Annotated in this window: 19 protein-coding genes; 13 read left to right on the plus strand and 6 right to left on the minus strand. The window is 32.5% G+C overall.

The window, feature by feature from the left end:
* Positions 1 to 245: 245 nt before the first annotated feature.
* The 7 genes from Q1A01_RS19250 to Q1A01_RS19280 all read left to right on the plus strand — a co-directional run bounded on the left by Q1A01_RS19250 (position 246) and on the right by Q1A01_RS19280 (position 7,971).
* Complete coding sequence (locus Q1A01_RS19250) at positions 246 to 668, plus strand: hypothetical protein (protein WP_299684116.1); 423 nt, start codon at positions 246 to 248, stop codon at positions 666 to 668.
* A gap of 205 nt (positions 669 to 873) precedes the next feature.
* Positions 874 to 1,443, plus strand: a complete 570-nt coding sequence (locus Q1A01_RS19255; protein WP_299684118.1) for a Crp/Fnr family transcriptional regulator — start codon at positions 874 to 876, stop codon at positions 1,441 to 1,443.
* A gap of 62 nt (positions 1,444 to 1,505) precedes the next feature.
* Positions 1,506 to 2,519, plus strand: a complete 1,014-nt coding sequence (locus Q1A01_RS19260) for an NAD-dependent epimerase/dehydratase family protein (RefSeq protein WP_299684120.1) — start codon at positions 1,506 to 1,508, stop codon at positions 2,517 to 2,519.
* A gap of 636 nt (positions 2,520 to 3,155) precedes the next feature.
* Positions 3,156 to 3,896, plus strand: coding sequence for a hypothetical protein (locus tag Q1A01_RS19265; RefSeq protein ID WP_299684122.1), 741 nt, complete (start codon positions 3,156 to 3,158; stop codon positions 3,894 to 3,896).
* Between the two features lie 158 nt (positions 3,897 to 4,054).
* On the plus strand, positions 4,055 to 5,668 hold the full coding sequence (locus Q1A01_RS19270; RefSeq protein ID WP_299684124.1) for a WG repeat-containing protein: 1,614 nt from the start codon (positions 4,055 to 4,057) through the stop codon (positions 5,666 to 5,668).
* Positions 5,669 to 5,816: 148 nt separating this feature from the next.
* Positions 5,817 to 6,845 carry an acyltransferase family protein gene (locus Q1A01_RS19275; protein WP_299684126.1) on the plus strand — a complete coding sequence of 343 codons (1,029 nt, stop codon included), beginning with the start codon at positions 5,817 to 5,819 and terminating at the stop codon, positions 6,843 to 6,845.
* A gap of 76 nt (positions 6,846 to 6,921) precedes the next feature.
* Positions 6,922 to 7,971 carry an acyltransferase gene (locus tag Q1A01_RS19280; protein ID WP_299684128.1) on the plus strand — a complete coding sequence of 350 codons (1,050 nt, stop codon included), beginning with the start codon at positions 6,922 to 6,924 and terminating at the stop codon, positions 7,969 to 7,971.
* Positions 7,972 to 8,315: 344 nt separating this feature from the next.
* On the opposite strand, the gene Q1A01_RS19285 is transcribed toward Q1A01_RS19280, so the two are convergent.
* Positions 8,316 to 9,596, minus strand: a complete 1,281-nt coding sequence (locus tag Q1A01_RS19285) for a phosphatidylserine decarboxylase (protein WP_299684130.1) — start codon at positions 9,594 to 9,596, stop codon at positions 8,316 to 8,318.
* A 338-nt stretch (positions 9,597 to 9,934) separates the two neighbouring features.
* On the opposite strand from Q1A01_RS19285, the gene Q1A01_RS19290 reads away from it, so the two are divergent.
* Together Q1A01_RS19290 and Q1A01_RS19295 are read left to right on the plus strand one after the other, a co-directional pair.
* The gene (locus Q1A01_RS19290; protein ID WP_299684132.1) at positions 9,935 to 10,483 is read left to right on the plus strand and encodes a DUF1697 domain-containing protein; all 549 of its coding nucleotides are present in this window, start codon (positions 9,935 to 9,937) and stop codon (positions 10,481 to 10,483) included.
* 7 nt (positions 10,484 to 10,490) lie between these two features.
* The gene (locus tag Q1A01_RS19295; RefSeq protein ID WP_299684134.1) at positions 10,491 to 11,297 is read left to right on the plus strand and encodes a M23 family metallopeptidase; all 807 of its coding nucleotides are present in this window, start codon (positions 10,491 to 10,493) and stop codon (positions 11,295 to 11,297) included.
* Positions 11,298 to 11,350: 53 nt separating this feature from the next.
* Here Q1A01_RS19295 and Q1A01_RS19300 read toward each other — a convergent pair whose 3' ends face one another.
* Together Q1A01_RS19300 and gyrA are read right to left on the minus strand one after the other, a co-directional pair.
* Positions 11,351 to 12,628, minus strand: coding sequence for a tetratricopeptide repeat protein (locus tag Q1A01_RS19300; RefSeq protein ID WP_299684136.1), 1,278 nt, complete (start codon positions 12,626 to 12,628; stop codon positions 11,351 to 11,353).
* Between the two features lie 60 nt (positions 12,629 to 12,688).
* The gene (gene gyrA / locus Q1A01_RS19305; protein WP_299684139.1) at positions 12,689 to 15,235 is read right to left on the minus strand and encodes a DNA gyrase subunit A; all 2,547 of its coding nucleotides are present in this window, start codon (positions 15,233 to 15,235) and stop codon (positions 12,689 to 12,691) included.
* Positions 15,236 to 15,491: 256 nt separating this feature from the next.
* Between gyrA and Q1A01_RS19310 the strand changes: the two genes are divergently transcribed.
* From Q1A01_RS19310 to Q1A01_RS19325, 4 genes are all read left to right on the plus strand, one after another.
* Positions 15,492 to 18,041 carry an ATP-dependent Clp protease ATP-binding subunit gene (locus Q1A01_RS19310; RefSeq protein ID WP_299684141.1) on the plus strand — a complete coding sequence of 850 codons (2,550 nt, stop codon included), beginning with the start codon at positions 15,492 to 15,494 and terminating at the stop codon, positions 18,039 to 18,041.
* Between the two features lies 1 nt (position 18,042).
* The gene (locus tag Q1A01_RS19315) at positions 18,043 to 18,438 is read left to right on the plus strand and encodes a PLDc N-terminal domain-containing protein (protein WP_299684143.1); all 396 of its coding nucleotides are present in this window, start codon (positions 18,043 to 18,045) and stop codon (positions 18,436 to 18,438) included.
* 50 nt (positions 18,439 to 18,488) lie between these two features.
* A complete protein-coding gene (locus tag Q1A01_RS19320) occupies positions 18,489 to 18,869 on the plus strand; it encodes a hypothetical protein (RefSeq protein WP_299684145.1) in 381 nt (126 codons plus the stop codon).
* A 170-nt stretch (positions 18,870 to 19,039) separates the two neighbouring features.
* Positions 19,040 to 19,411, plus strand: a complete 372-nt coding sequence (locus tag Q1A01_RS19325) for a hypothetical protein (RefSeq protein ID WP_299684147.1) — start codon at positions 19,040 to 19,042, stop codon at positions 19,409 to 19,411.
* Here the strand turns inward: Q1A01_RS19325 and hutH are convergent.
* The 3 genes from hutH to Q1A01_RS19340 all read right to left on the minus strand — a co-directional run bounded on the left by hutH (position 19,404) and on the right by Q1A01_RS19340 (position 25,351).
* Positions 19,404 to 20,915 carry a histidine ammonia-lyase gene (hutH, locus tag Q1A01_RS19330; protein WP_299684149.1) on the minus strand — a complete coding sequence of 504 codons (1,512 nt, stop codon included), beginning with the start codon at positions 20,913 to 20,915 and terminating at the stop codon, positions 19,404 to 19,406. The two genes, Q1A01_RS19325 and hutH, sit on opposite strands and share 8 nt — an antisense overlap.
* Before the next feature lie 166 nt (positions 20,916 to 21,081).
* Positions 21,082 to 22,380, minus strand: coding sequence for an amidohydrolase family protein (locus Q1A01_RS19335; RefSeq protein WP_299684151.1), 1,299 nt, complete (start codon positions 22,378 to 22,380; stop codon positions 21,082 to 21,084).
* Positions 22,381 to 22,384: 4 nt separating this feature from the next.
* On the minus strand, positions 22,385 to 25,351 hold the full coding sequence (locus Q1A01_RS19340; protein WP_299684153.1) for an amidohydrolase family protein: 2,967 nt from the start codon (positions 25,349 to 25,351) through the stop codon (positions 22,385 to 22,387).
* Positions 25,352 to 25,598 lie beyond the last annotated feature (247 nt).

The following is a 25,598-nucleotide window of genomic DNA, read 5'->3' on the forward strand; positions in this document are numbered from 1 at the left end:
AAATTCTTCATCAAACCTGAACTAAATAATAATTATTTGTCGAATTTTAAGGTGTCCTAAAAAGGGGAAGCCTACATTTTTAGGGAAGCCTACAGATTTCCAGTTCTCTTTTTGGACTTGCAGGTGGATTGTTATTCCATTTTAGAATACCAGGAAATCGGACCTTTACCGATAATGATTCAGGTCCATTAGCTTTATTGTATGGAGTATTCCTAATTATTGGAATTGGACTAATAATAAACTCTTTGATTTTTAAACAAAAGAAACATTGGGAAAAATACCGAATTGGACTTCTGGTTTTTGTAATTGGATTTGGATTAGCTGTTTTCCTACCTCGAGATATAATAAAATGGACTTATTTTGGCAAAAAGGAAATGGAATTTACTAGTATTGAAAATGCTGATTTTATTTGGGTTCGACTTGAACTTTATAAAAACAATGACTTTTTATGTTCTACTTCTCACGGCGGAGAAATGACAGAAGAAACATTAGGAGAATACAATTTAAAAAATAACGTTCTTGAATTACATTTAAAAAATGAAATATCTGAACATACAAAAAAAAGGTGCCAAATTTTATATAAAAATATTGGAACAAAATATCGAGTATCAAATGACTCTTTAGTATGTTTAGATTGCGAAAAGGAAATAAAACTTAAAAAAAACTAAGCCTAACACGGTGTATAAAACATAGCTAATAAGTGTTTAATCGAAAGGTTTTGTATATTTAGAATGTCTGCTAAATTTTTAAATTTGGTATAATTAAAAAGAGGAAAAATAATTAACAAAATTTAAAAATCCGGCTTTAGTTTAATCCGAAAAGTATCGCTTACAACTGCCCTATTTTTCTTATACTAGACCATTACAACACAAAATGGAAAATCTAATTAACTACATAAAATCAAAAATTACTTTAACTCAAAATGATATTGATTTAATCAAAAATCATTTAGTTATAGAAGAAGTTCCAGCTCAAACTAATCTTCTTAAAGCAGGAAAAGTGGAACGATATATTTATTTCTTAGATACTGGAATTGTAAAAGGATATCAAAATGTTGACGGAAAGATTGTAGTACAACATCTTGTAAATGAACAAGATTTTTTCACATCTTTAGACAGTTTTATGACAGAAACACCTTCTTTAGATTATTATGAAACTATCACAGAATCCAGAATTATAAAAATATCGAAACCTGATTTTAATATTTTACAAAAAGAAACAAAATTTTGGGCAATATTCGTCAAAGAAGTAACCAACGAACATCTAAGTTGTAAATTAGAGCGTGTCAAAGATTTTCAAATTTTAACTGCTAAAGAACGTTATCTGAAATTTGTAAATCAATACCCAAAATTAGCTTTAAATGTATCTATTGACAATATCGCTTCTTTTTTAGGAATGGAACCTCAATCCTTAAGTCGTATTAGAAAACAAGTCGCTTTCTAACAAATGTTATTTCTAGCATATTAAAAGGTTTTGAAATTTGCTCAAAATAAAATTCAAGAATTATGAGCAATGAAATTTCATTAGTTACTGGCGGAAATGGACATTTAGGAAATAACTTAATTAGACTTTTACTTTCCAACAACCAAAAAGTTAGAACAACTGTAAGAAATATTAATAACAGTGAGCCTTTTAAAGGTTTAGACTGCGAGGTTGTACAGGCCGACATTACAGATATTGAATCATTAAAAAAAGCATTTCATGGAGTTACCAACTTATATGCAGTTGCCGCAAATTTTAGTATGTGGGCAAAAAATCCAAAAAAGGAAATTTATGATAATAATATGCAAGGAACTCAAAATGTATTCGATATTGCTAAAGATTGTAGTGTCAAGAATATCGTTTATGTAAGTTCTGTAGCCAGTTTAGATTTTACGAAATTACCTGCTAATGTTGATAATGGATATAATAAAGACCGAAGAAATTGGTATTATAATTCTAAAAACGATTCTGATAAACTAGCTTTAGAATTAGGGGAAAAATATAATATTAGAACTGTTCTTGTTTTACCTTCTGCAATGATTGGTTCTAAAGCTCATAAATTAAGTTATTCTAACAATCTAGTATTACAAGTTTTAAATGGAGAAATACCAGTAGACACAAATATAACTTTAAATTGGGTTGACGTAAAAGATGTAGCTTGTGGTCTATATAATGCTATGCAAAAAGGTAGAAATGGAGAACGCTATATTCTATCGAATGAGCAACACACCACATTACAAGAAACAGTAAAAATAGCATCAGAATTATATCCTGAACTAAAATTAAAAATGCCTAAAAAAGTACCAAAATGTTTATTGTACTCCGTAGCAGGTTTAATGGAGTTTAGTAGTAAACTTACAGGTAAAGAGCCTTTATTACAAAGACATTACTTGGATATGTTTTATGGATTAAAACAAGATTATGATATTAGTAAGTCAAGAAAAGAATTAGATTTTAATCCTAAACCTTCAAGAAAAGCTTTAGAAGATACTCTAAAATATTTGAAAACTGATTGGAAAAAAGAAAACGGTATATAACAATCTATAAAAAACATAGGGCGGTTTAATCTTAATTTGAAAGTCTGTGCTTCTCTATGAGGTCGCCAAATATAAAATTTGGCGTTTTCAACAAAAAAGATAAAAGCAAAATATTATATTTGGTTTAATATCAAACCGAAGCGATAGTGTTTATTACCTACCCTACATTTCTTATACCAGACCGTTGATGGTCAATTACCTTCGGCCGCAGTATTACATAAAATAAGGAAATAAAAGTAATATCAGAAAATTAGATCTATAAGCAAATTACAACTTTCTAATTAAATCAAATCTGCGAACTATTAGATAATTCGAAAAACAAAATACGTAGACATTTTATACAAGGTAAGAGCATCAATTTTATTCCCACACCGCTAATTGACCATCAACGTTCAATATGTGAAATGTCTAAAATAAGAACATTCCATACTAACTAAAAAAAGGAGATCCGAAAGCAACAGACAACAACCCAGTATAAAGCACACAAGGCATTCCAAAAGCTCAACGTAGGGCGACCTAATCCAAAAGAAAATACTAACTTACACATGCAATAATAAATACCAAAGCCAATGAAAGCCAACTGAATGGCCTGCACACTTTATACATTGGACGTTAACAATAATTTAAAGACAACCTATGAAGTTCCTTTTAATACTATTAAGTTTTGTGATTTTCATCTCTGATAGTGGAAAAATATCGGAATTGAAATCTAATCTGATTCCAACGAAAGAAGATGTTTGGAATTTTAAAGGCTGGAAACCATTAAAAGTGTTCAAAGAAAACGGAGAAAACCGTTTTGAATGGACTAATGAAAGATGGGACAAAAAAACTGATTTCAAATTTGAGATAAAACCAACAACAGAAAATAGAACTTACTTTTCTCGCCCAACAAGTTCTCTAAAAGTGAAAAACGGTTGGTTAATTGGCTTTAATAAAGGCGAATGGAGTGGAGCGCTCTTTTGGTTCAGTGAAAACGGAAAAGAAAGCTATCTCGTAAAAGAAAAAAATGTTCATAACATACTTCAACTTGGTGACCGGATTTATATAACTCAAGGTCTTTCGCATTTAGGTGGAGATTTCGGAACAGTAAGTGAAATAGCTTTTAATAAAAAATGGTTTGTGGCTAAAACGGAAAAATTAAGTGGATGTCCTTTTCAATCAATTATTTTTAATGACAAGCTTTTGATTTTAACAACTAAAAATATTATTCTTGCAAATTCAAAATTGGAATTGACTGAAAAAGTAGATAACGGATTTTGGTCAGGTTTATATCCAAATTCTGTGATTACCGAAGAAAACACAGCTTATTTTGGAATGCGTGGAGGAATATTAAAAGTGAATTTTGAAAACGGAATTAATGAATGGCTAACCGAATAAAAAACTAGAGCTAACAATTTGTATAATTCATTGCTAGTTAAAGCCTACTTCCAAAATCCTAGCAAGTTTTCTATTCAGTTTGTATTTATTACTAAATTAGGTGCTAAAACACTCAGCTTAGCAAATACAAACATACTAGCCATAATTCTGAAAACACCGTGATAAAATTCATTCAATTCTTATTCATCATACAAAGTCTAATTGTTCATTCTCAAGAGACTAATGATCTGTATTCTTTCAACGACAAAAACTACAAATATGGGTATATAAATAGTAGTGGTACTATTATAGTTGAGCCTCAATTTGACTTTCTTAAAGATAATTTTTTAGAATCCAATTATACAGTAATAAGGAAAAATAGTATATATGGCTTAATGGATTATACTGGAAAAATTATTGTCAAGCCTACATATGAGTACATAAGTTTCAAGCAGAGTTTGCATTATATACGAGTGACGTTAAATGGGTCTTCTGGCTATATTGACAAGCAAGGGAATACGATTATAGAACCTATATATGAACGTATAGAAAGTGACGATGTTGCAGGTGTCTTCAGGTTTAAAAAAAATGAGAAATGGGGATTAATTAGTAAAACAGGTAACATTATCATTCAACCTAAATTTGATTACATAGTATCATTTTCTAAATCTGAATTAACGCCATTTTGGTTACAAGACAAAAAAGGATATATCAATAAACATGGTGATATTATTATTGAAGCAAAGTACGACTCTGCGGGTCAATTTGATGGTACATTTTCTAAATTAGGTTTTGCCATGATTGGAATTAAAGATGCATCTGGAAAAAATAAATACGGTATTATCAATCCTCAAGATGAACTCATAATCGATCCTATATATGAGGAAATTAGTGATTATGGAAAATATGATCTCACTAAAGTTAAAATAAATGGAAAGTATGGTTTTATAAATGATAAAGGAACACTTATTATAGAACCAAAATTTGAGTCTATAGCAAGTTTTCAGGATAAAGACTATGCAAAAATTAAAACAGAACAAGGAACTGGTTTTGTTAACAAAAAGGGAGAGACTATTTTCCAACCAAAAAAATACTCCACGATTTCAGATTTTAAGAACTCTAATATAGCACGCGTCAGCCAAAATAATAAATACGGTTATGTAGATTACAAGGGTAATATCATATATCCTATTGTGCTAGAATATGGTGACCCTTATCCATTTGATAGTAGTGGTCTCGTTCCTATTAAAAGAAATGGAAAATATGGGTATATGGACAAGGACGGTAATGAAGCCATCAAATTAAAATTTGATAAAGCCTATGGTTTTAAAACTGGACCTTATGCTCCGGCAGAAATTAATGGTAAATGGGGATTTATAAATAAGCAAGGTGAATTCATTATTTCACAACAATATGATCATGCTTTCCCTTTTGATGAACAGGGCATGGCTAAAGTGAAAATTGGCAAAAAATGGGGCATCATCAATACTGAAGGTCAATATATTATAACACCTCAGTTTGGTTTTATTAAGGATTTTGATGAATATGGTTATGCTGAAGTAAGAACTATCTCTAAAGAAAAAACAGGAATTAGAGGTACCAAAAAAGGTTATATAGATAGAGATGGAAACATTATTATTGAGCTACTTTTTGATAAAATAATAGTATATCCTGAAAAAGAATTAGCTCATGTAAGGTATGGGAATCGTAAAGGCCTGGTAGATTTTAAAGGAAATTATATTGGATTCACAAAAGAGGACCTTGCTATTGAAGAAGCTAAGAATAAAGATTAAATAAACCATTACCAATATAGATTCTGAAAAATTTGTTATTAATGCATTTAAAGAAACTGACTTTTTTGCAATGTGGAATATTTTATTAATGAATAAACGATTACATCAAGCATATACCTAATTAGAACATATTACCTCCAAAAACAGAATGATTAAAAACTCAAAACAATCACAAATATGGCCTAACAATTTAAGGGCGATTGCAACGATATCTGTAATATTACTTCATGTATCGGCTCCTATCTTAAGTAAATTTAGCGATGTATCTATATATACATGGCAGATAGGAAATATTTATGATAGCCTAAGTAGGTATTGCGTACCTGTTTTTTTTATGCTTTCAGGGGCTTTACTATTAAATAAAGATTATAAACTAGAAATTTTTATTAAAAAGCGATTTTTTAGAATAATCCCTCCTTTTATTTTTTGGAGTATAGTATATATCATATACAAAATTATCGATATCAATAAAGATTTTAATTCAGTAATTGACCTAATTTTCTACTTTATCAGAAATTTATTTAATGGAAGTCAATATCATCTCTGGTTCATTTATACTCTTTTAGGTCTCTACTTATTAATGCCTATTTTAAGAAAGTGGATAAAACATGCTTCAAAAAAAGAAATACAATATTTCTTATTGATTTGGAGTATCACCATAATATATGCTATACCTCGTTTAAAAGGGTATTTACCAAAACTTTATTTAGTTAATTTTTCTGGTTTTTTAGGGTATATGATATTGGGTTTCTATCTGTCAAAACTAAATTCATTTAAAACCTATAAACTGTTAACCGTATTTAGTTTAAGTCTTATTTTTACTATACTTGGAACTTACTATTTATCTATTAAAAACTTAGCTTTTAATGAAGTGCTTTATGGATATTTAATGCCTAATGTTTTGATAAATTCGATTGCGCTATTCCTTTTAATAAAGCAAGTAAATATAAAGTCTAAACCAATTACATATATTCTATCGAAAATTAGCATGCATAGCTATGGTATTTACTTAATTCATGTACTTATATTAAGCTTATTATCAAAGATTGGATTAGATTGGAGATTAGCAAATCCACTTATAAGCATTCCATCAATAACAATACTAACTGTTTTAATTTCTACACTTAGTATTCACTTAGGAAAAAAAATAAAGTTCATTTCTAAATTAATTGGCTAATAAGGTGTAAAAAGCTACAAATATATTTTTTTCAAAAGAATCATATTCTTACAGATAAACAAAACATAAACGTATTTTGAGAATTGAACAATTAACATTCACAAGGTTTATAGCAGCAATAGCTATTGTGATTTTTCATTACGGAAAAGAGGCTAATTTATTCCATAAAGAGTATACTTCATTTATATTCAAACAAGCTAATATTGGGGTTAGTTACTTTTTTGTTTTATCAGGTTTTGTTATGATAATTGCATACGGAAAGAACAGTAATATAAACTTCTTTCAATATATTAAAAATAGACTTGCTCGAATATATCCAGTATATATATTAGCTATTATCCTCATTCTTGGAGTCTTTTTATTTCAAAATATAAATGGAGCAGATTTAATTTTGAACTTGCTGATGTTACAATCATGGTTTTCAGGAAAAGCACTTACAATAAACTATCCCGGATGGTCTCTATCGGTTGAATTATTTTTCTATATAACCTTCCCATATTTATTTAACAGGATTTATTCAAAACAAAATCTAAAAACAGTAACAATCTGGATTATTATATTTTGGATGTTAAGTCAAATAGTATTTCATTTATTTATTTATAATATAATAGAATTACCATATTTTAACATTAAGGATATTAAATACCTCCCACTGTTACATCTTAACGAATTCTTAATAGGTAATCTAACAGGTCTTTACTTTATAAAAAAGCTCAAAAACAAACAAAAAAATTTTAAATTTCATATTCTAATATCTATTGCTATTTTAATAATTTTATTAAAATATCCTTTTGGTTTAAACTATCACAATGGGCTTCTTATAATCATATTTGTTCCTTTAATCATCTTTATATCATTAAGTACAGATAGTTTCACAAAATTAATCTCGAAAAAAACATTTGTCTTCTTGGGTGAAATAAGTTTTGGTATTTACATATTACAGGCACCTGTATGGCGTATTTTCTCAGATTATAGAATGGATAAATATTTAGGATTAAACAAAGAAGCAGATTTTACAATATCGTTTTTTGTACGATTACTTATATTAATTACTCTTTCTTCTTTAAGTTATTTATATTTTGAAAAACCTCTCAGAAATAAAATAAAGAATCTAAATAGATATTAGCATACATCTAAGATTCCTTTATAACATTTAATGTAACGTATTTAAATCAATTTTGGGTTGGATTTAATATCATTTTATTAGGATTCATATACCTCACAAATGGTCTTAACGATCGACATCTCGTTAAACCCGCATTATAATTATAGAACTTCGTAATGAGAGTTGAAAACAGCAATGAAATATGACGTTTTCTGAGTTTTAGCATAGCTTCGGCTATGATTAAATTTAAAAACGTAGTACACGATATATTTTACAGCAGTTTCAAGACGGAATAGATTTTCTAATGCATAATGCGGGTTAAATAAATGAGTGCTGTATATGCTTTCGCGAAAGCGTACTAATCCTTATTTATTCCAGTATACTGCTGTTTGTCCATACTGAAAATGAATAGGATTATGCGAAGGATCTTTTTTAAACATATAGAGATCGCTTGGCTTTTTCTCAAATAGCATGATAATATCTGATCCTCCAAATCTAAATTTTCCAAATTCCTGACCTTTTACGACTGTTTTATCTTTGAGATCTGTATACATCTCTACCCCTGATACTTGAGCCATCCCAATAGGAAGTATAGCCACTTTCCCTACCACAGGGCCTGCATCTACAATCACAAGACCACGGGCTTGATGAAACTCATATCCATCTTCTGCCCCATCAGGCGCATCCCATTGTCCATCTTCAGTTAAGTTTACATTGAGAAATACGTCACCTTGAAGAGCTTTGATTTCTAAAATTTTCCCGCTCACAGGGGTATGAAAACGATGATAATCAAAAGGACTTAAAAAATAATGGATAAAAGTTCCTCCATAAAAGTCTTTAGCATACTCACTATTATCCAAAAGCTCATTCACAGTACCAATAGTATGTGTCTTCTTAAAGGTAATTTTAGTCTTTTTCCCATCTGTATCTAATACATTCCCTTCTTCATCAATAGGATAATCTTCTTTAAAAGTACAATCGGCAGGAGCGACAATAGTTTCATTAGTATCTGGAGCCGCAATAGGACGTAATGGTGTTATTCCTGTGTTAGGGTCTGCATCATTAAACTCTCTATAAAAGAACGTATTAAATGTATTCCAACTTGATTCATTTGCTGCATATAATGGATAATTATACATAGTGTCATATTTAAAAGAATGCAAGCTCTCTTTGGTTAAAGACAGTTTTGTATCTAAGAAACTACCCCAAGCTTTTGCAAACTCGACTAACCAAGCTGCAAAATCATCAAAACTTTGTAACGTAATACTTGTATCTGGCACTTTCTGATCTACTAACCAGTAAAATTGACAGAGTAAATCATACACCTTTTGATTATATCCGTTTTCTTCTCCATTACTTTTCCAAGCATTAGGATACTCAGGATCATTACTTTCATTAGGTACTAATCGTACATAAAGATCTAAATAATCATAGTAAGCTTCGATAGTAACTGGCCAACCATTTCCTTTAAACTCATTATTAATAGCTTGATAAAGGTCTTTATTTAAGTTCTCTTTTGCCGAATCATTAGCTGCATTTAAAGAAGCCAATAACGCAATACGCATACCTTCATTTCCGCTAAGAAGTGTTTTTAGTTTTTCTACAATTTGAGAATGCGCATGTTCTGATAGTGAGGTATTTGTCATTTTTTTTGGGTTTTATATATTCCTACTCTATTAAAAATAGCTTTTCGGATTACGCTATATACACTACTAAATAACTGTTATTAAGATATTTAAAACACTCACAAGGTATTTTTTAAACTTATTCTGAAAAAGCGTATAAGTACCTGTTTTACAAATCAATGATTACAATAAGAAATACGCTTTCGCGAAATTATATACTGAGAATCCTATTTTAGATATCTGAAATTTTAGGTGAGTAATCGTCGTAACATTAAAAAAGGTATTTTTACATTTATTGGCACCGCCAAAGGATTTCATGATCGGAGGCTTGCCTCGAAGTAGTTTATTTGATAAAAGCAATGACACTAAAAACTAAAACATACATCGCATTTTTAAGAGGTATTAATGTTGGCGGACATCATAAACTCCCAATGGCTGATCTCAAAGTAGCATTTAAACAACTCGCATATCGAGATATAGTAACATTATTAAACTCTGGAAATGTTATTTTTAATGCGCTTGAACAGGATCTAAAAAATATAGAAAAAGATATCGAAGTACTTCTTGAAAAGACATTTGGGTTTCCTGTCCCAACTTTTGTGCGAAAAGCGACTCAGCTACAACAACTGTATGAAAGCAATCCATTTGAGAATACAACAATAACAAAAGATATCAGGCTATATGTGTCATTTTTAAAAGAAGATAAGTCTTCTCATCTAACACTGCCCTGGATAAGCGATGATACGTCCTATCAAATTATTGAAAAAAGAGATGCTACTGTTCTTAGTGTATTAGATGTATCGATTTCTAAAACAACAACAGCCATGAAAGTTTTAGAAAATACGTTTGGAAAAAATATGACAACACGTAATTGGAAAACAATAGAACATATCATAAAGAAGTTATAATGTATATATGAAACTTAGCTACACAATACTTCTATTATTTATCACTTTAACAGGATACGCTAAACATGACGTAAAAGTATATTATGAAAAAAGTGATGATGGATATATACTATATGCCGATAATAATGAATATTGTCCTATCACTATTCAATTAGAGTTTACGGTGACAAATCTTAAGTTAAAAGATCAAAATAATAGTGTATATACTGTACTTCCTCGTCAAAAGAAGCAGCTAGTCACGCAACTAACGGTTATTCAAAAAAATAGAGGATATAAGTTTTCTTATACATCGTGGACAAATTATGGTGATGCTACTAAAGACACATATGATCTTGATTACGCATATGATCTCCCTTATGAAAAAGGACAATCGTTTCAAGTACATCAAGGATATAATGGCTCTTTTTCTCATCACAATAAAAATGCATTAGATTTTGATATGCCTATAGGTTCAGGAGTACATGCTATACGAGATGGAGTAGTTATTAAAATTGTAAAACAGCACTATCAAAGTTGTGGAACCAAAGAATGTAAAAAGTATAATAATCATATCATCATCTATCATTCAGACGGAACATTTGCTGAATATACACATCTCAAACAAAATGGAGTTACAGTTGCCATAGGTGATCACATTAAGCAAGGACAGTTAATAGGATACAGTGGAAATACAGGTTGGAGTACAGGTCCTCATTTGCACTTAGAAGTCTTTTTACAAAAAATGAAAAAAAGAGAAACACTAAAAACAAAATTCAAAATTAATAGCGGTTCCGAGATACTCTTTCTTAAAGAAAAAAATAGTTACAAAAAATAAGACATAAAAAAACCAGCGCAAAGCTGGTTTTTTTATGGTAATAAATAGGGGATTTAGTTCCCTCCTTCTAATGCTTCAACCTTAGCTTTCATCGCATCAGCTTTAGATGTATCACCTAATTGCTGATAAATACCATATAAGGTACGAGATAACTCTAATGAACGCGCACGACCTTTTTCACTGTCAGTACGATTCTCTAATGCTTTTTCTAGATATGGAGCAGCTTTACTGTATAAACCTTGACGCTTTTCTTTAAGCTCATCATACTTTTTATAATCTGCATTTGAAGTTCCAAGATTATTCATCTCGTCTACAATTGCCTTTTCTCCACCTAAAATAAGTGCTCCAATATTATTGTATGCAGCGGCATATTTTGGATTTAATGAAATAGCTTTTTCATAGTATTCAATTGCTGCATCACGATTCCCTTGTTTATCTTCACCTACTCCTAAATTATAATATAATTCAGGATTGTTAGGATCTTTAGCAATTACATCTTGCATAGTAGATTTATATTTATCTAACTGACCCATTTCTAAGTAAATATTTGCCTCAGAACGAATTAATAAAAGATCATCTGGGTTCTCAGCACGTGCAGCAGCCATTGCTTCTAATGCTTTCTCATTTTTACCTTGAGATATATAAATTAAAGCAATATTCTTTGCAATCTCACCACGTTTAGATTCGCTCTTCTTCTCTACAGGTTTTATATGTGATTTTGTTAGAATAGCAACATCTCTATCTTGTTTAGATGGGAACTTCTCTTCTATATTAGTAGTAGCGTTTGTCGCGTAATATAAGCTCTCTATCCCAGAAAACTTAAGTTTTGTAAGTTCGTTATAATACTTAATAGCGGTATCATAATCTTTACCATTTACAGAGTTTGAAGCTGCATAATACAAGTAAATAGTATCTTTTTTACTGTAATTATATGCTTCTGCTAATTTAGAGGAAGCAGTTGTATAATTTTGCGAATTTTGATCTCCTATCGCAGAGTTTATCATAGCGACTATCACGTTAGAGATACCAGCTTCTGCTTCTTGATTATACTTAGTACCTTTAAGTTCATTAAAAGATTCTATAGCAACTTTTAAATCTCCAGCGTCTGTATTATCTACTCCTAAATACGCTTGCGCTTTTGCTAATAAAAAATTCTGTTTTGTTTTATCATCCATAGAACCTATCAAAGCTTCTGCTGCTCCTACAAGATTCTTTGCCTCTCCATAACTACCTCCTTTAAGTGCTTTTTGGATGGCTTTTACTTCTTTCTTTTGAGCAAATGCAGATACACCAAAAGCTAGGGCTATTACAAATAAAAATTTAGTTTTCATTATCTATTGTTTAATATTAAGGGGTTACAAAATTAATTAAAATTTATTCAACCCTATTATTTATTCTTCTTCTTCAGAAGTATTTGTGTTTGGAGTTGAATCGGCTTGTCCTTCAGTTCCTTGTGGAGCATCTGGTGTACCTTCTAAAGCATCTTCATCTATTTCATCTTCATCATGCTTTACTTTGGCTACAGCTGCAATAGAATCATTTCCTTTTAAATTAATGAGTTTTACTCCTTGTGTTGCTCTACCCATTACTCTTAAAGATGCAATTTCCATACGAATGGCGATCCCTGATTTATTAATAATCATTAGATCATCATCATCTGTTACATTTTTAATAGCAACTAATTCTCCTGTCTTTTCTGTAACAGAAATAGTTTTTACACCTTTTCCTCCACGATTCGTAATACGGTAATCTTCTAAACTACTACGTTTACCATAACCTTTTTCAGAAACAACAAGAATATTACTTTCAGTATCATTTACAGAAACCATTCCTACTACTTCATCATTCTCATTAGCAAGAGTTATGCCACGAACACCTGAAGCCCCTCTTCCCATAGGTCTTGTCTTACTTTCTTCAAAGCGAATTGCCTTACCAGATTTTACGGCTAACATCACTTGGCTTTCACCATTTGTTAGTTTTGCAGATAGTAATTCATCACCTTCTTTAATAGTAATGGCATTAATACCATTTGTTCTAGGGCGAGAGTATTGCTCAAGAGACGTTTTCTTTACTTGTCCCTTTTTAGTAGCCATGATAATATAGTTACTATTTACATAGTCTTCATCTTTCAAATCATTTGTTGTTACAAACGCTTTTACTTTATCATCTTGCTCTATATTAATTAAATTTTGAATCGCCCTTCCTTTAGACGTTTTACTGCCTTCTGGTATTTCAAAAACACGCATCCAGAAACATTTTCCTTTCTGGGTAAAGAACAACATATATTGATGATTTGTTCCTACAAATAAATGCTCTAGGAAATCCTCATTACGAGTCGTAGATGCTTTTTGTCCAACACCTCCCCTGTTCTGAGTTTTATACTCAGTAAGAGAAGTACGCTTAATATATCCAGCGTGAGAAATGGTAATCACTACTTTCTCATCAGGAATAAGATCTGTAATACTTACATCTCCTCCAGCATATTCTATAACAGAACGACGCTCATCACCATATTTACTTTGTACCTCTAGAAGCTCTTCTTTAATTATATTCATACGACGTTCCTTATTTGCAAGGATGTCTTTAAGATCTTCTATGGTCTTCATAATCTCTTCAAACTCTGCTCTTAACTTGTCTTGTTCTAGACCCGTTAACTGGCGAAGTCGCATTTCTACAATCGCTTTTGCTTGTATTTCTGAAAGTTTGAAACGTTCTATAAGATTTGCTCTCGCCTCATCTGCATTAGAACTTGCTCTTATAATAGCAATTACTTCATCAATATTATCTGATGCAATAATTAACCCTTCAAGGATATGTGCTCTATCCTCTGCTTTTTTAAGTTCGTATTTTGTTCTACGTACTACAACCTCGTGACGGTGCTCCACAAAATGGTGAATCATGTCTTTAAGATTCAGCATTTCTGGTCTTCCATTTACAAGTGCAATATTATTTACACTAAAAGAAGATTGCAATGCAGTATACTTATATAGTTTATTTAAAACAATATTTGGAATACCGTCTCTTTTTAAAACGTATACAATACGCATTCCGTTTCTATCAGATTCATCACGTATAGCAGAAATCCCATCGATTTTCTTATCGTTGATCATATCTGCTGTTTTCTTAATCATATCAGCTTTATTAACCTGATATGGTATCTCTGTAACGATAATACACTCACGACCTTTTACTTCTTCGATCGTAGCTTTACCACGCATTACAATACGCCCACGTCCTGTCTTGAAGGCTTCTCGTACACCATCATAACCATATATAGTACCCCCTGTAGGGAAATCAGGAGCCTTTACATGTTGCATGAGCTCATCGATTTCTATATCGTTATTTTCTATATACGCCACTGTACCATTCACCACTTCTGTTAAGTTATGAGGTGGCATATTGGTAGCCATACCTACTGCAATACCAGAAGCACCATTGATAAGAAGTCCTGGAACTCTAGTAGGAAGTACTTTTGGTTCTTGTAAGGTATCATCAAAGTTAAGCTGGTGATCTACCGTATCTTTTTCAATATCTGCAAGCATATCTTCAGATATCTTACGCATACGCGCTTCTGTATAACGCATTGCTGCTGGACTATCGCCATCTACAGATCCAAAGTTACCTTGACCATCAATAAGCATGTATCGTAAACTCCATTCTTGAGCCATACGTACCATAGCATCATATACCGAAGTATCCCCATGTGGGTGATACTTTCCTAATACCTCTCCTACAATTCTTGCAGATTTTTTATGAGCACCACTTGCTCGAATACCTAATTCATGCATTCCATAGAGTACTCTACGGTGTACAGGTTTAAGACCGTCTCGTACATCAGGTAAGGCACGTGACACAATGACCGACATCGAATAATCGATGTACGCTGACTTCATTTCATCTTCAATATTAATTGGGATCAATTTTTCTCCTCCTGCCATATATAGATTGATTAAATTTTTATGTCAATTTTACTAGCTAGCAATATACCTATTTTAAAAGGTTTTTATGGGTATACGCTTTCGCGAAAGCGTATTTTTTATTAACAATATTTAACAACGGATTTTTAATAACTACCACACAATACGCTTGGCAAACTGTCAGTTATTTTGTCTATTAGCTACTAAGTATAGTAAGCGGAATGGTTTTTGAACTATATTGCTTAAATTTACAATGAACGTAAAGGAGATATAAATTATGGATGATAATTTTTCACCTAGAGTAAAAGATGTGATTGCTTACAGTAAAGAAGAAGCTTTACGGTTAGGCCACGACTTTATAGGAACAGAACATTTATTACTTGGACTACTAAGAGATGGTAGTGGCAAGGCTATTAATATATTAAGTGCTTTAAATATAGATTTAGAACATCTACGTCGTAAAGTAGAAATCTTAAGTCCCGCAAATCCTAATAGTGGATTACAAGGTAATGACAAAAAGAATCTACACTTGACTAGACAAGCTGAACGTGCTTTAAAAACAACTTTTTTAGAAGCAAAATTATTTCAAAGCTCATCTATCAATACAGCACATTTATTATTGTGTATACTAAGAAACGAAAACGATCCTACAACAAAGTTATTAAATAGACTTAAAGTAGATTATGATAACGTAAAAGACCAATTTAAACTTATGATGGCAAACGAAGAGGAAGATTATATAGAGCCTATAAAATCTGAATTTAGTGATGAACAAGATTCTAGTAATGAAGGAGAGAAAGAAAATCCATTTGGAAATGCATCTACTTCAAAAGGTGCTAAGAAAAGTAAAACTCCTGTTCTAGATAATTTTGGACGTGACCTTACTGCAATGGCAGAAGAAGGTAAACTAGATCCAGTTGTAGGTAGAACAAAAGAAATAGAGCGTGTATCTCAAATTTTGAGTAGACGTAAGAAAAATAACCCCCTACTTATTGGAGAACCTGGTGTTGGTAAGTCTGCGATAGCAGAAGGACTTGCATTACGCATTGTACAACGCAAGGTTTCTCGTATTCTCTTTGACAAAAGAGTCGTAACATTAGATCTAGCTAGCTTAGTAGCTGGTACTAAATACAGAGGGCAATTTGAAGAGCGTATGAAGGCTGTGATGAATGAACTTGAAAAGAATGATGATATCATTCTTTTTATAGATGAAATTCATACCATAGTAGGTGCTGGTGGTGCAACAGGATCACTAGATGCTTCTAATATGTTTAAACCTGCACTCGCTAGAGGCGAAATACAATGTGTAGGAGCTACAACACTAGATGAATTTAGACAGCATATCGAGAAAGACGGAGCTTTAGAACGTCGTTTTCAAAAAGTAATTGTTGAGCCTACATCTGTAGAAGAAACCATAGAAATTCTTCAAAATATAAAAGAAAAATATGAAGAACATCATAATGTAACTTATACTGATGATGCTATTGATGCTTGTGTTAAGTTAACAAATCGATATATGACAGATCGATTCTTACCAGACAAAGCTATCGATGCATTAGATGAGGCAGGTTCCCGCGTACACATCACAAATATTGATGTGCCTAAAAAAATTCTACAATTAGAAAGTAAGTTAGAAGAAGTGCGCGAACTTAAAACAACTGTTGTCAAAAAACAGAAGTATGAAGAGGCTGCTAAATTAAGAGATGACGAGAAAAATCTTGAAAAAGAACTTGCCATTGCTCAAGAACGTTGGGAAGAAGAGTCAAAACTTCATAAAGAAGTCGTTTCTGAAGACAATGTAGCAGATGTGGTAAGCATGATGACAGGAATTCCTGTAAATCGAATTGCACAAACAGAAAGCAATAAACTAGCAGACCTTCCAGATACTATTAAAAGTAATGTTATAGGACAAGATGAAGCGGTTGCTAAAGTCGCTAAAGCAATACAACGTAATCGTGCAGGATTAAAAGATCCTAATAAGCCTATCGGTTCTTTCATATTCTTAGGACAAACAGGTGTTGGAAAAACACAACTTGCAAAAGTTCTTGCTAAGGAATTATTTGATAATGAAGACTCTCTTATACGTATTGATATGAGTGAGTATATGGAGAAATTTGCAATCTCTAGATTGGTAGGAGCTCCTCCAGGATATGTAGGCTATGAAGAAGGTGGACAGCTTACCGAAAAAGTACGTAGAAAACCATATGCTGTTGTATTACTAGATGAAATTGAGAAAGCACATCCAGATGTATTTAATATGCTCCTTCAAGTACTTGATGATGGTTATTTAACAGACTCCTTAGGACGAAAAATTGATTTTAGAAATACCATTATCATTATGACATCAAATATTGGTGCTCGTAAACTAAAAGATTTTGGACAAGGTGTTGGTTTTGGAACCTCTGCTCGCAAAACTCAAGCAGATGATAATGCAAAAAGTATTATTCAAAATGCATTAAAAAAGGCATTTGCACCAGAATTCTTAAATCGTGTTGATGATGTTGTTGTCTTTAACGCTTTAGAAAGAGAAGATATCCATAAGATTATAGATATTGAGCTTGCAAAGCTATTTATTCGTATTAAAGATCTTGGATATGACCTTAGCTTAACAGAAGCTGCAAAAGATTATATAAGTGATAAAGGTTTTGATAAAGATTATGGAGCAAGACCTCTTAAGCGTGCTATTCAAAAATATATTGAAGATGCCTTAGCAGAAGAGATTATTACTTCAAAACTTGAAGAAGGAGATAGTATCACTATGGATTTAGATAGTGAAAATAATGAGCTTACTATTAAAATAGATAAAGCAACTACTACAGAATCATAATATGAACTTATCAAAATCACAAAAAATAGGAATAGGCATACTTACATTTATGCCTATTCTTTGTTTTATAGGATACATCGTCTCATTTTTTGCTATGGTTTTTGGAACCATGAGTGATCCATCTGGTTTTGAATCACAAGGGCCACCTGATACCTTTTTTGCAGGCTTAGGCGTAGCGATGCTATTCATGATTTTGATGTTTATTTTTGGACTTGCAGCGCTTATCATACATATTATACATGTTACTAAAAACCCCAAACTTAAGAAACAAAACAATGGCCAGTTAATATGGATTCTAATTATTATTTTGGCTAATGGTATAGGTGGTATCGTGTACTATTTTATAGAGATTTTACCAGAACCAAAAGAATCTTTAGTTCCTTCTCCAGAAGAATAGACTATTTATTTTTACATTTTTGTATCTTTACCCCCATAAGCCCCCTTCTTATGTTAAAACATTATGACTTAGATATTTGTTCTATGTCTATTTATGAAAACTATGTGATCAATCAAATTAAGGAAGGAATTCACTTAGAAACAGATCATGTAGAAAGCCTTGAAAAGCTCATAAATAAACATCTTAACTATCAACCTTTTGTATATATATCATATCGTACAAATTCCTATTCATTTGATCCGTTAGTACATGTTCATATCAATAAAATCAAGAACCTGAAAACGTTTATCATTATCACTGATGATAAAACTAAACTAGATATTGTAGCGTTTGAAAAACGTTTTTCTAAAAAAAAATTAATTGTAACTGAAAGTCTTGAAGATGCAATTGCTTGGGTTGAGAAATTCTTTAACAGTACTCAAATTGCTTAATATATTAAGTTCACCTGATGATTAAAAAGTATAGAACTAACAATCATTAGTAAAATAATTCACCTATATCTTTGAGGATTAATACTCTGTAAAATTGATTTGATTTTTAACTTATTTTACACGAGATTAGCAATAAATTAAGTTGCTAACCCCCCTAACGAATAACAAATTTGAATACTATCGAAACTGATTTTGACTTTGGAAAAGTCAAAATACAAAATGATATTGTAATTGCCGAAATGAAAGAAGGCATCACTTTTGACACCAGTTACAATAATCAATTTCTAAAATTTTGTAAAGATCATTTTAAAGGAAAAACCTACGGTTATATTTCAAATAGAATTCATTCTTATTCAGTAAATCCTACAGTATATCTCGATACCGCAAAAAACTCTAACATACGAGCTATTGCTGTGGTATCTTCAGATCCTATCAACAAAGGAAATGCCGACATAGAACGTCAATTCTTTGAACATCCTTTTGAAGTCTTTAGCACGCTTGATCAAGCCATTACATGGATGAACAAGACACTTTCTAACTAAAAATCATGTCTTTATCTACTTGAATAGAATTCATAAAAGCTTTTGTTTTATGAATATCTGTAGAGAACACTCTATCGATTGTTGCAAAAGGAACTTCTGTTCTATAAGCACTAATAATAGCTTCTAAAAAAGGAGACGTTTTAGAAGGTGCCCTAAAATACAATGCTTGTGAAGCATTCAAAAGTTCAATGGCAAGGATAGTTTCTATATTTTCTACTACTTTATGAAGTTTTGTAGCTGCATTAGCTCCCATACTTACGTGATCTTCTTGTCCATTTGATGAAACAATTGAATCTATACTCGCGGGCGTTGCCAATTGTTTATTTTGACTTACAATACTAGCTGCTGTATATTGAGGAATCATCATACCACTATGCAATCCTGGATTATCTACCAAAAATGGTGGGAGATCTCGCAGACCGCTTATAAGTTGATAGGTACGACGCTCACTTATACTTCCAATTTCTGCCATAGCAATTGCTAAGAAATCTAGTGCTAATGCTAATGGTTGTCCATGAAAATTACCACCACTTATAATTTTATCTTCTGCTGCAAAAATGTTAGGGTTATCTGTAACACTGTTCATTTCTGTTTTAAACGTATTAGAAGCATAAAGAATAGCATCTTTTGTGGCTCCATGTACTTGTGGTATACATCTAAATGAATAGGGATCTTGCACGTTTTCTTTTTCTGTCTTAGCGATTTCACTATCTGCCAGAAACTCTTGAATACGCTCAGCTGTTTTGATTTGTCCTCTGTGCGGTCTTACATAATGCACTAAAGGATCAAATGGAGATAAATTACAATTAAAAGCATCTATAGAGATGGCTCCTATCATATCTGCTAGATAGGATAATTTATGGCATTTCAGCAATGCATCTAAGCCATAAGCAACCATAAACTGCGTTCCATTTAGTAATGCTAAGCCTTCTTTAGACTTTAAAGTTATAGGACTTAGATTATGTTTGTCTAATATCGCTTTCGCGAAAGCGGGCTCATCACCTTCCCAAACCATTCCTTCACCAATTAATGGTAAAGATAAATGCGCCAAAGGAGCTAAATCTCCACTAGCACCTAGTGAACCTTGTGTATATACTACAGGAAGAATATCAAGATTATAAAAATCTATAAGACGCTCTACGGTATTAATATGTACACCACTATGCCCATAACTTAATGATTGTACTTTCAGTAAAATCATCAATTTCACGATAGATTTAGGCACATAATCTCCTGTTCCACAAGCATGAGAACGCATTAGGTTTTCTTGCAACTGTGTAAGATGTTCATTTTTAATAGCAACATTACATAAACTACCAAATCCCGTATTAATACCGTAAAAAGGCTTAGAATTTCCCTCTATCTTATCATCTAAATATGCTCTAGAGGCATTAATATTAAGACGACTTTCTTCACTAAGAGCGATTCGTTTATTTTCTTGTAGAATCGTAGAAATTGTAGCCAGATCTAGGATTGCACTACTTATGTAATGGGTATCTCGCATATGTATATATTGGTTTTAAAAAGCATTGCAATTACGTAAAAATAAATAGCATTTACTAACCGTTAAACAAAGTTATATAACACACTCATATACAGATATATACAAAAAGCGATTACGTTGTAGTAATCGCTTTTAAAAATTAACCGAAATTTAGCTATATAAACTATTATTTCTTGATTTCTACTTTCTCTGCATAACGCTTCCAAAGCTTTGTTTGATGTGTCTCTAAACTAATATCTCTTCCTTGAATAAAGGCTTTCATTACTTGATTTCCTCTCATATCAAGTGCATTTCCTTCACTAATAAAAAGTGTGGCATCTTTTCCAACTTCCAACGTTCCTGCAGTGGCATCTACTCCTAAAATCTTTGCAGGATTTTCTGTAATCAATTTTAAAGCATCTGCATCACTCATTCCAAATTGCGTTACTTGCCCTGCATAAAAAGGAAGGTTACGTACTTGCCAGTATTCCCCATCATATCCTAATGATACAAGCACTCCGGCATCTGTAAGCAACTTAGGAAGTTTATAAGGTAAATCATAATCATGATCATCCATGGCCGGTAAGTTTTGAACTCGCTGTAAAACGACAGGAATATTATTTGCTTTTAACGCTTCAGCTACTTTATACGATTGATATCCACCTACAAGAATAAGGTGTTCAATATCCATCTCGTTTTTAAAAGCGATAATATCACGTATTTGACGCTCATCATTGGCGCTTACAAATAAACGCTGACTGCCATCAAAAACACCTTTCATTGCTTCAAAAGGAAGGTTTACGTCACTAGTTCCATTCCCATATGCTTTTGCATTGTGTACAAAGGTTTTCAGTTCGTCAATGTCCTTAACATAATTCTTATTAGGCTTAAAACCTGGATCTTCACCTAACCACCATCTACCTCTTGTCATACTAGATGGCCAGTTTACATAAATACCATCATCTGCTTTTACTACGGCATCTTCCCAGTTCCAAGCATCTAATTGTACAACAGAAGATGTCCCAGAAATTCGACCACCTAATGGACGTACTTGTGCCATAAGAACGCCATTAGGACGCATACTTTCTACCACTTTAGATTCTGCATTATACGCTATTAAAGCACGTACATGCGGAATCATACTACCTATTTCATCATCATCATTAGAAGGGCGTACAGCTCCTACTTCTACCAATCCTAAAGTAGTATTGGTTGCAATAAATCCTGGATACACATGTTTTCCTTGTGCATTGATAACGGTACCTCGTTGTCCTATTTTAGTTGTCGTTGCATCTGCACATACTGTAATCTTACCATTTTCAATAATCAATAGTGAATTCTCAATCACAGTTCCATTTCCAATATGTGCGGTAGCTCCTACAATCGTATATACTTCTGTTTGAGCTGGTGCTGGTGTTTGTTGTCCTATTACTACGGAAGCGATCAACACGAACGCTATCGTCATATATTTTGTTAATGCTCTCATAATATTAATGTATCGTTTCTGTAGTGTCACAATGTAAACGCTGTTTTTCTTTACTCTTTGCAGGTTGCGTTTTTAAACCTTTCTTCTTTTCAGCAAGCATCATTTCTATCAATTTACTTTTCTCAGCTTTTACGTCTTTACGTAATTGTGCGTCTCTATTGATATCAAAATAAACCGTTCCTTCAATGATCGTTTGTTCTGCCCTTGCTTTAATGGATAATGGATGATCTGACCAAACAACTACATCACCATCCTTACCTACTTTAATGCTTCCTGTTTGAGTATCTAAATGAAGAAGTTTTGCTGGATTCAATGTCACCATTTTCCAAGCATCTTCTTCAGAGACACCTCCATATTTTACAATTTTACCAGCTTCTTGATTTAAACGTCTAGACATTTCTCCATCATCACTATTAATAGCAACAACCACTCCTGCATTGTGCATTATAGCTGCGTTATAAGGGATTGCGTCATTTACTTCATACTTATAAGCCCACCAATCTGAAAAGGTAGATCCTCCTACCCCATGTGCAGCCATTTTATCGGCTACTTTATACCCCTCTAAAATGTGTGTAAAGGTGTTGATCTTAAAATCAAAACGCTCTGCAACTTTCATGAGCATATTAATCTCACTCTGTACATAAGAATGACAAGAGATATAACGCTCTTCATTTAAAATATCTACCACGGTTTCCATTTCTTCATCAAAACGATATGGTTTTCCGCTTTTCTTTAACGCTTCGTATTCTTTAGCTCTCGAAAAGTAGTCTACAAATACTTGCTCTACTCCCATACGGGTTTGTGGAAAACGGCTAAAACTTTGCCAGTTAGACTGCTTTACATTTTCTCCAAGTGCAAATTTGATAAACTTCTTATCCTTAAGAAGCATCTCATCTATAGAAGCTCCCCACTTTAATTTCATTACTGCCGATTGTCCTCCTATTGGATTTGCAGATCCATGTAATAATTGAATAGAAGTAACACCTCCTGCTAAGTTTCTGTAGATGTCACTATCATCAGGATTAATCACATCAGACATACGAACCTCAGCGGTCGAGTTATGTCCTGCTTCATTAATAGCAAAAGCAGCAATATGAGAATGCTCATCAATAATACCAGAAGTTACATGTTTTCCAGTTCCATCAATCACTTTGGCTCTACCTGCAGAAAGGTTTTTCCCTACTTTACTAATCTTACCATCCTTAATTAATACATCTGTATTTTCTAAGATACCATCGGCTTCATTGGTCCAAACGGTAGCATTTCTAATTAAGATATCTTCTTGACTTGGTTGTTGTTTAAAACCAAAAGCAATATTTGGATAAGTCATCGGCATAATTACTGGAGCCTTATTATCATCCTTTTTCTTATCCTTTTCTTTTTTATCATCTTTAGCAGGTACTCTTGAAGCACTTACAGATTCTTCATCACCATTAGGTAATACTGCCTTTCCTGTAAAACGATCGTTGATCACTTGTCCAGCAAGACGTACAAACTTATTACCTCTTCCTGGGAAGGTTACGTTTACCCAAGCATTTGCATACTTCCCTTCACTCTTTATCTCATCATCACCATTTTTAAGTATGAATCCTGCCTTTCCAGATGTTGAATTTTTCACAGTCAGTGTATAAGATGTACCCGCCATACGCATTGCATAGGTGCCATCAATATCTACTGTATTCATATTCTTTACTACTGTTTTCTGTCCTTGAATCCAGTGTTCGTAAAGTTTTGTTTTAGCTTCAAAAAGTTCTCCTGAGGTAATCATGAAGTTTGCCCAAGCACCGGTTTTCAAACTTCCTATCTCATCACTTTTTCCTAATAATTGTGCTGGCACTGTTGTTAAAGCAGCCAATGCTTTTTCTTTTGAAAGTCCGTGTTTGATAGCTTTCATTAACTGTCCTTTAAACTCTTTTGGAGATTTCAATTTAAAAGTCGTCAGGGCAAATGGGATGCCGTTTGCTTCAAACAGTTTAGGGTTAGTAGGCGCTTGATTCCAGTGACGCATATCATTTAAGTCGATATAAGCTGCAGTATATGGATCTTCTACGTCATATGCATCTGGAAAATCTAACGGAAGGATAAACGTTCTATTTAGATTTTTAATATCATTCATACGCTTATACTCGTCACCTCCAGCTACTATTACATAATTCAACCCGAATTGATCTCCAATACCATCTATACGTATGGCATCATATACATCATCTCCCTCAAAGAATTGTGGCAGCGTTTTATTTCGCGTAAGCGCTTCTAAAGAAAGGTCTTTTGTATTTATATTTCCTTTTTCATACCAATCTAAATCATGGTGTAATTGACGCATTAAAGACATTGCTCCCATTTTAGAAGTAGGATACGATTGTCTTGAGGTATTACTTTTATCAAAAGAAAAGTATTGTGCTACATTCTGGTCAAGGACTCTATGTGCCGTATTTCCTTCAGAGTTCAGTGCGATTAATGCTCCAGTACCTCTTGCGATTCCATCTTGTTGGTGTGTTGCAACAACACCAAATCCAGCTTCAATAAATGCCTTTGCATCTCTACTACTATATTCAAAATCGTTTATTCCTTGTACCTCCGAACGGATATGGTCATTCCAGTAATAGCCTTCACGGGTATTATCATATTGAGAACCACGACCACCGCCACTAGCACGTTTTGGTTTTTCAATACCAAAATTGGTGTACATATCTATAAAAGAAGGATAGATATGTTTTCCAGATACATCTACAGTAATAGCATTTGCAGGGACGGGAAAAGATTTTCCGACACGTACTACTTTCCCATCTTGAACGACAAGTATTCCGTTTTTGATGATTTCTGTTGGGGATGTGTGAATGGTTGCATTAGTGAAGACCGTGTAATTTTCATTTTTAGATTTTACACCGTCATTTGCAGGGAAATAGTCTTGTCCGTACATAACAAACGAACAAAAAACCAATCCTGCTAAGAGGATTTTTTTTAGGAACATAATATTTAATGATTATTTAGTCTTTAAAGATACGTGCATCACGATGGCACAACCTTGTTAATTAAGAGTTTTTTAACATCAAATGATCCTAATGAGTTAAGGGTACTACACACCGTTAAAAGGCATGCTGTTTTTATAGTAAATGAAGTCTTCTTAGCCTTGTGCTATTATAGCTATCTTTCTAATCTACTAAGAGGGTAATCATTGTAGCGTATTCGAAATTTAAAACATGGTCGTTTATAAGAAG

Source organism: uncultured Dokdonia sp. (genome assembly GCF_947492815.1).
Taxonomy (GTDB): domain Bacteria; phylum Bacteroidota; class Bacteroidia; order Flavobacteriales; family Flavobacteriaceae; genus Dokdonia.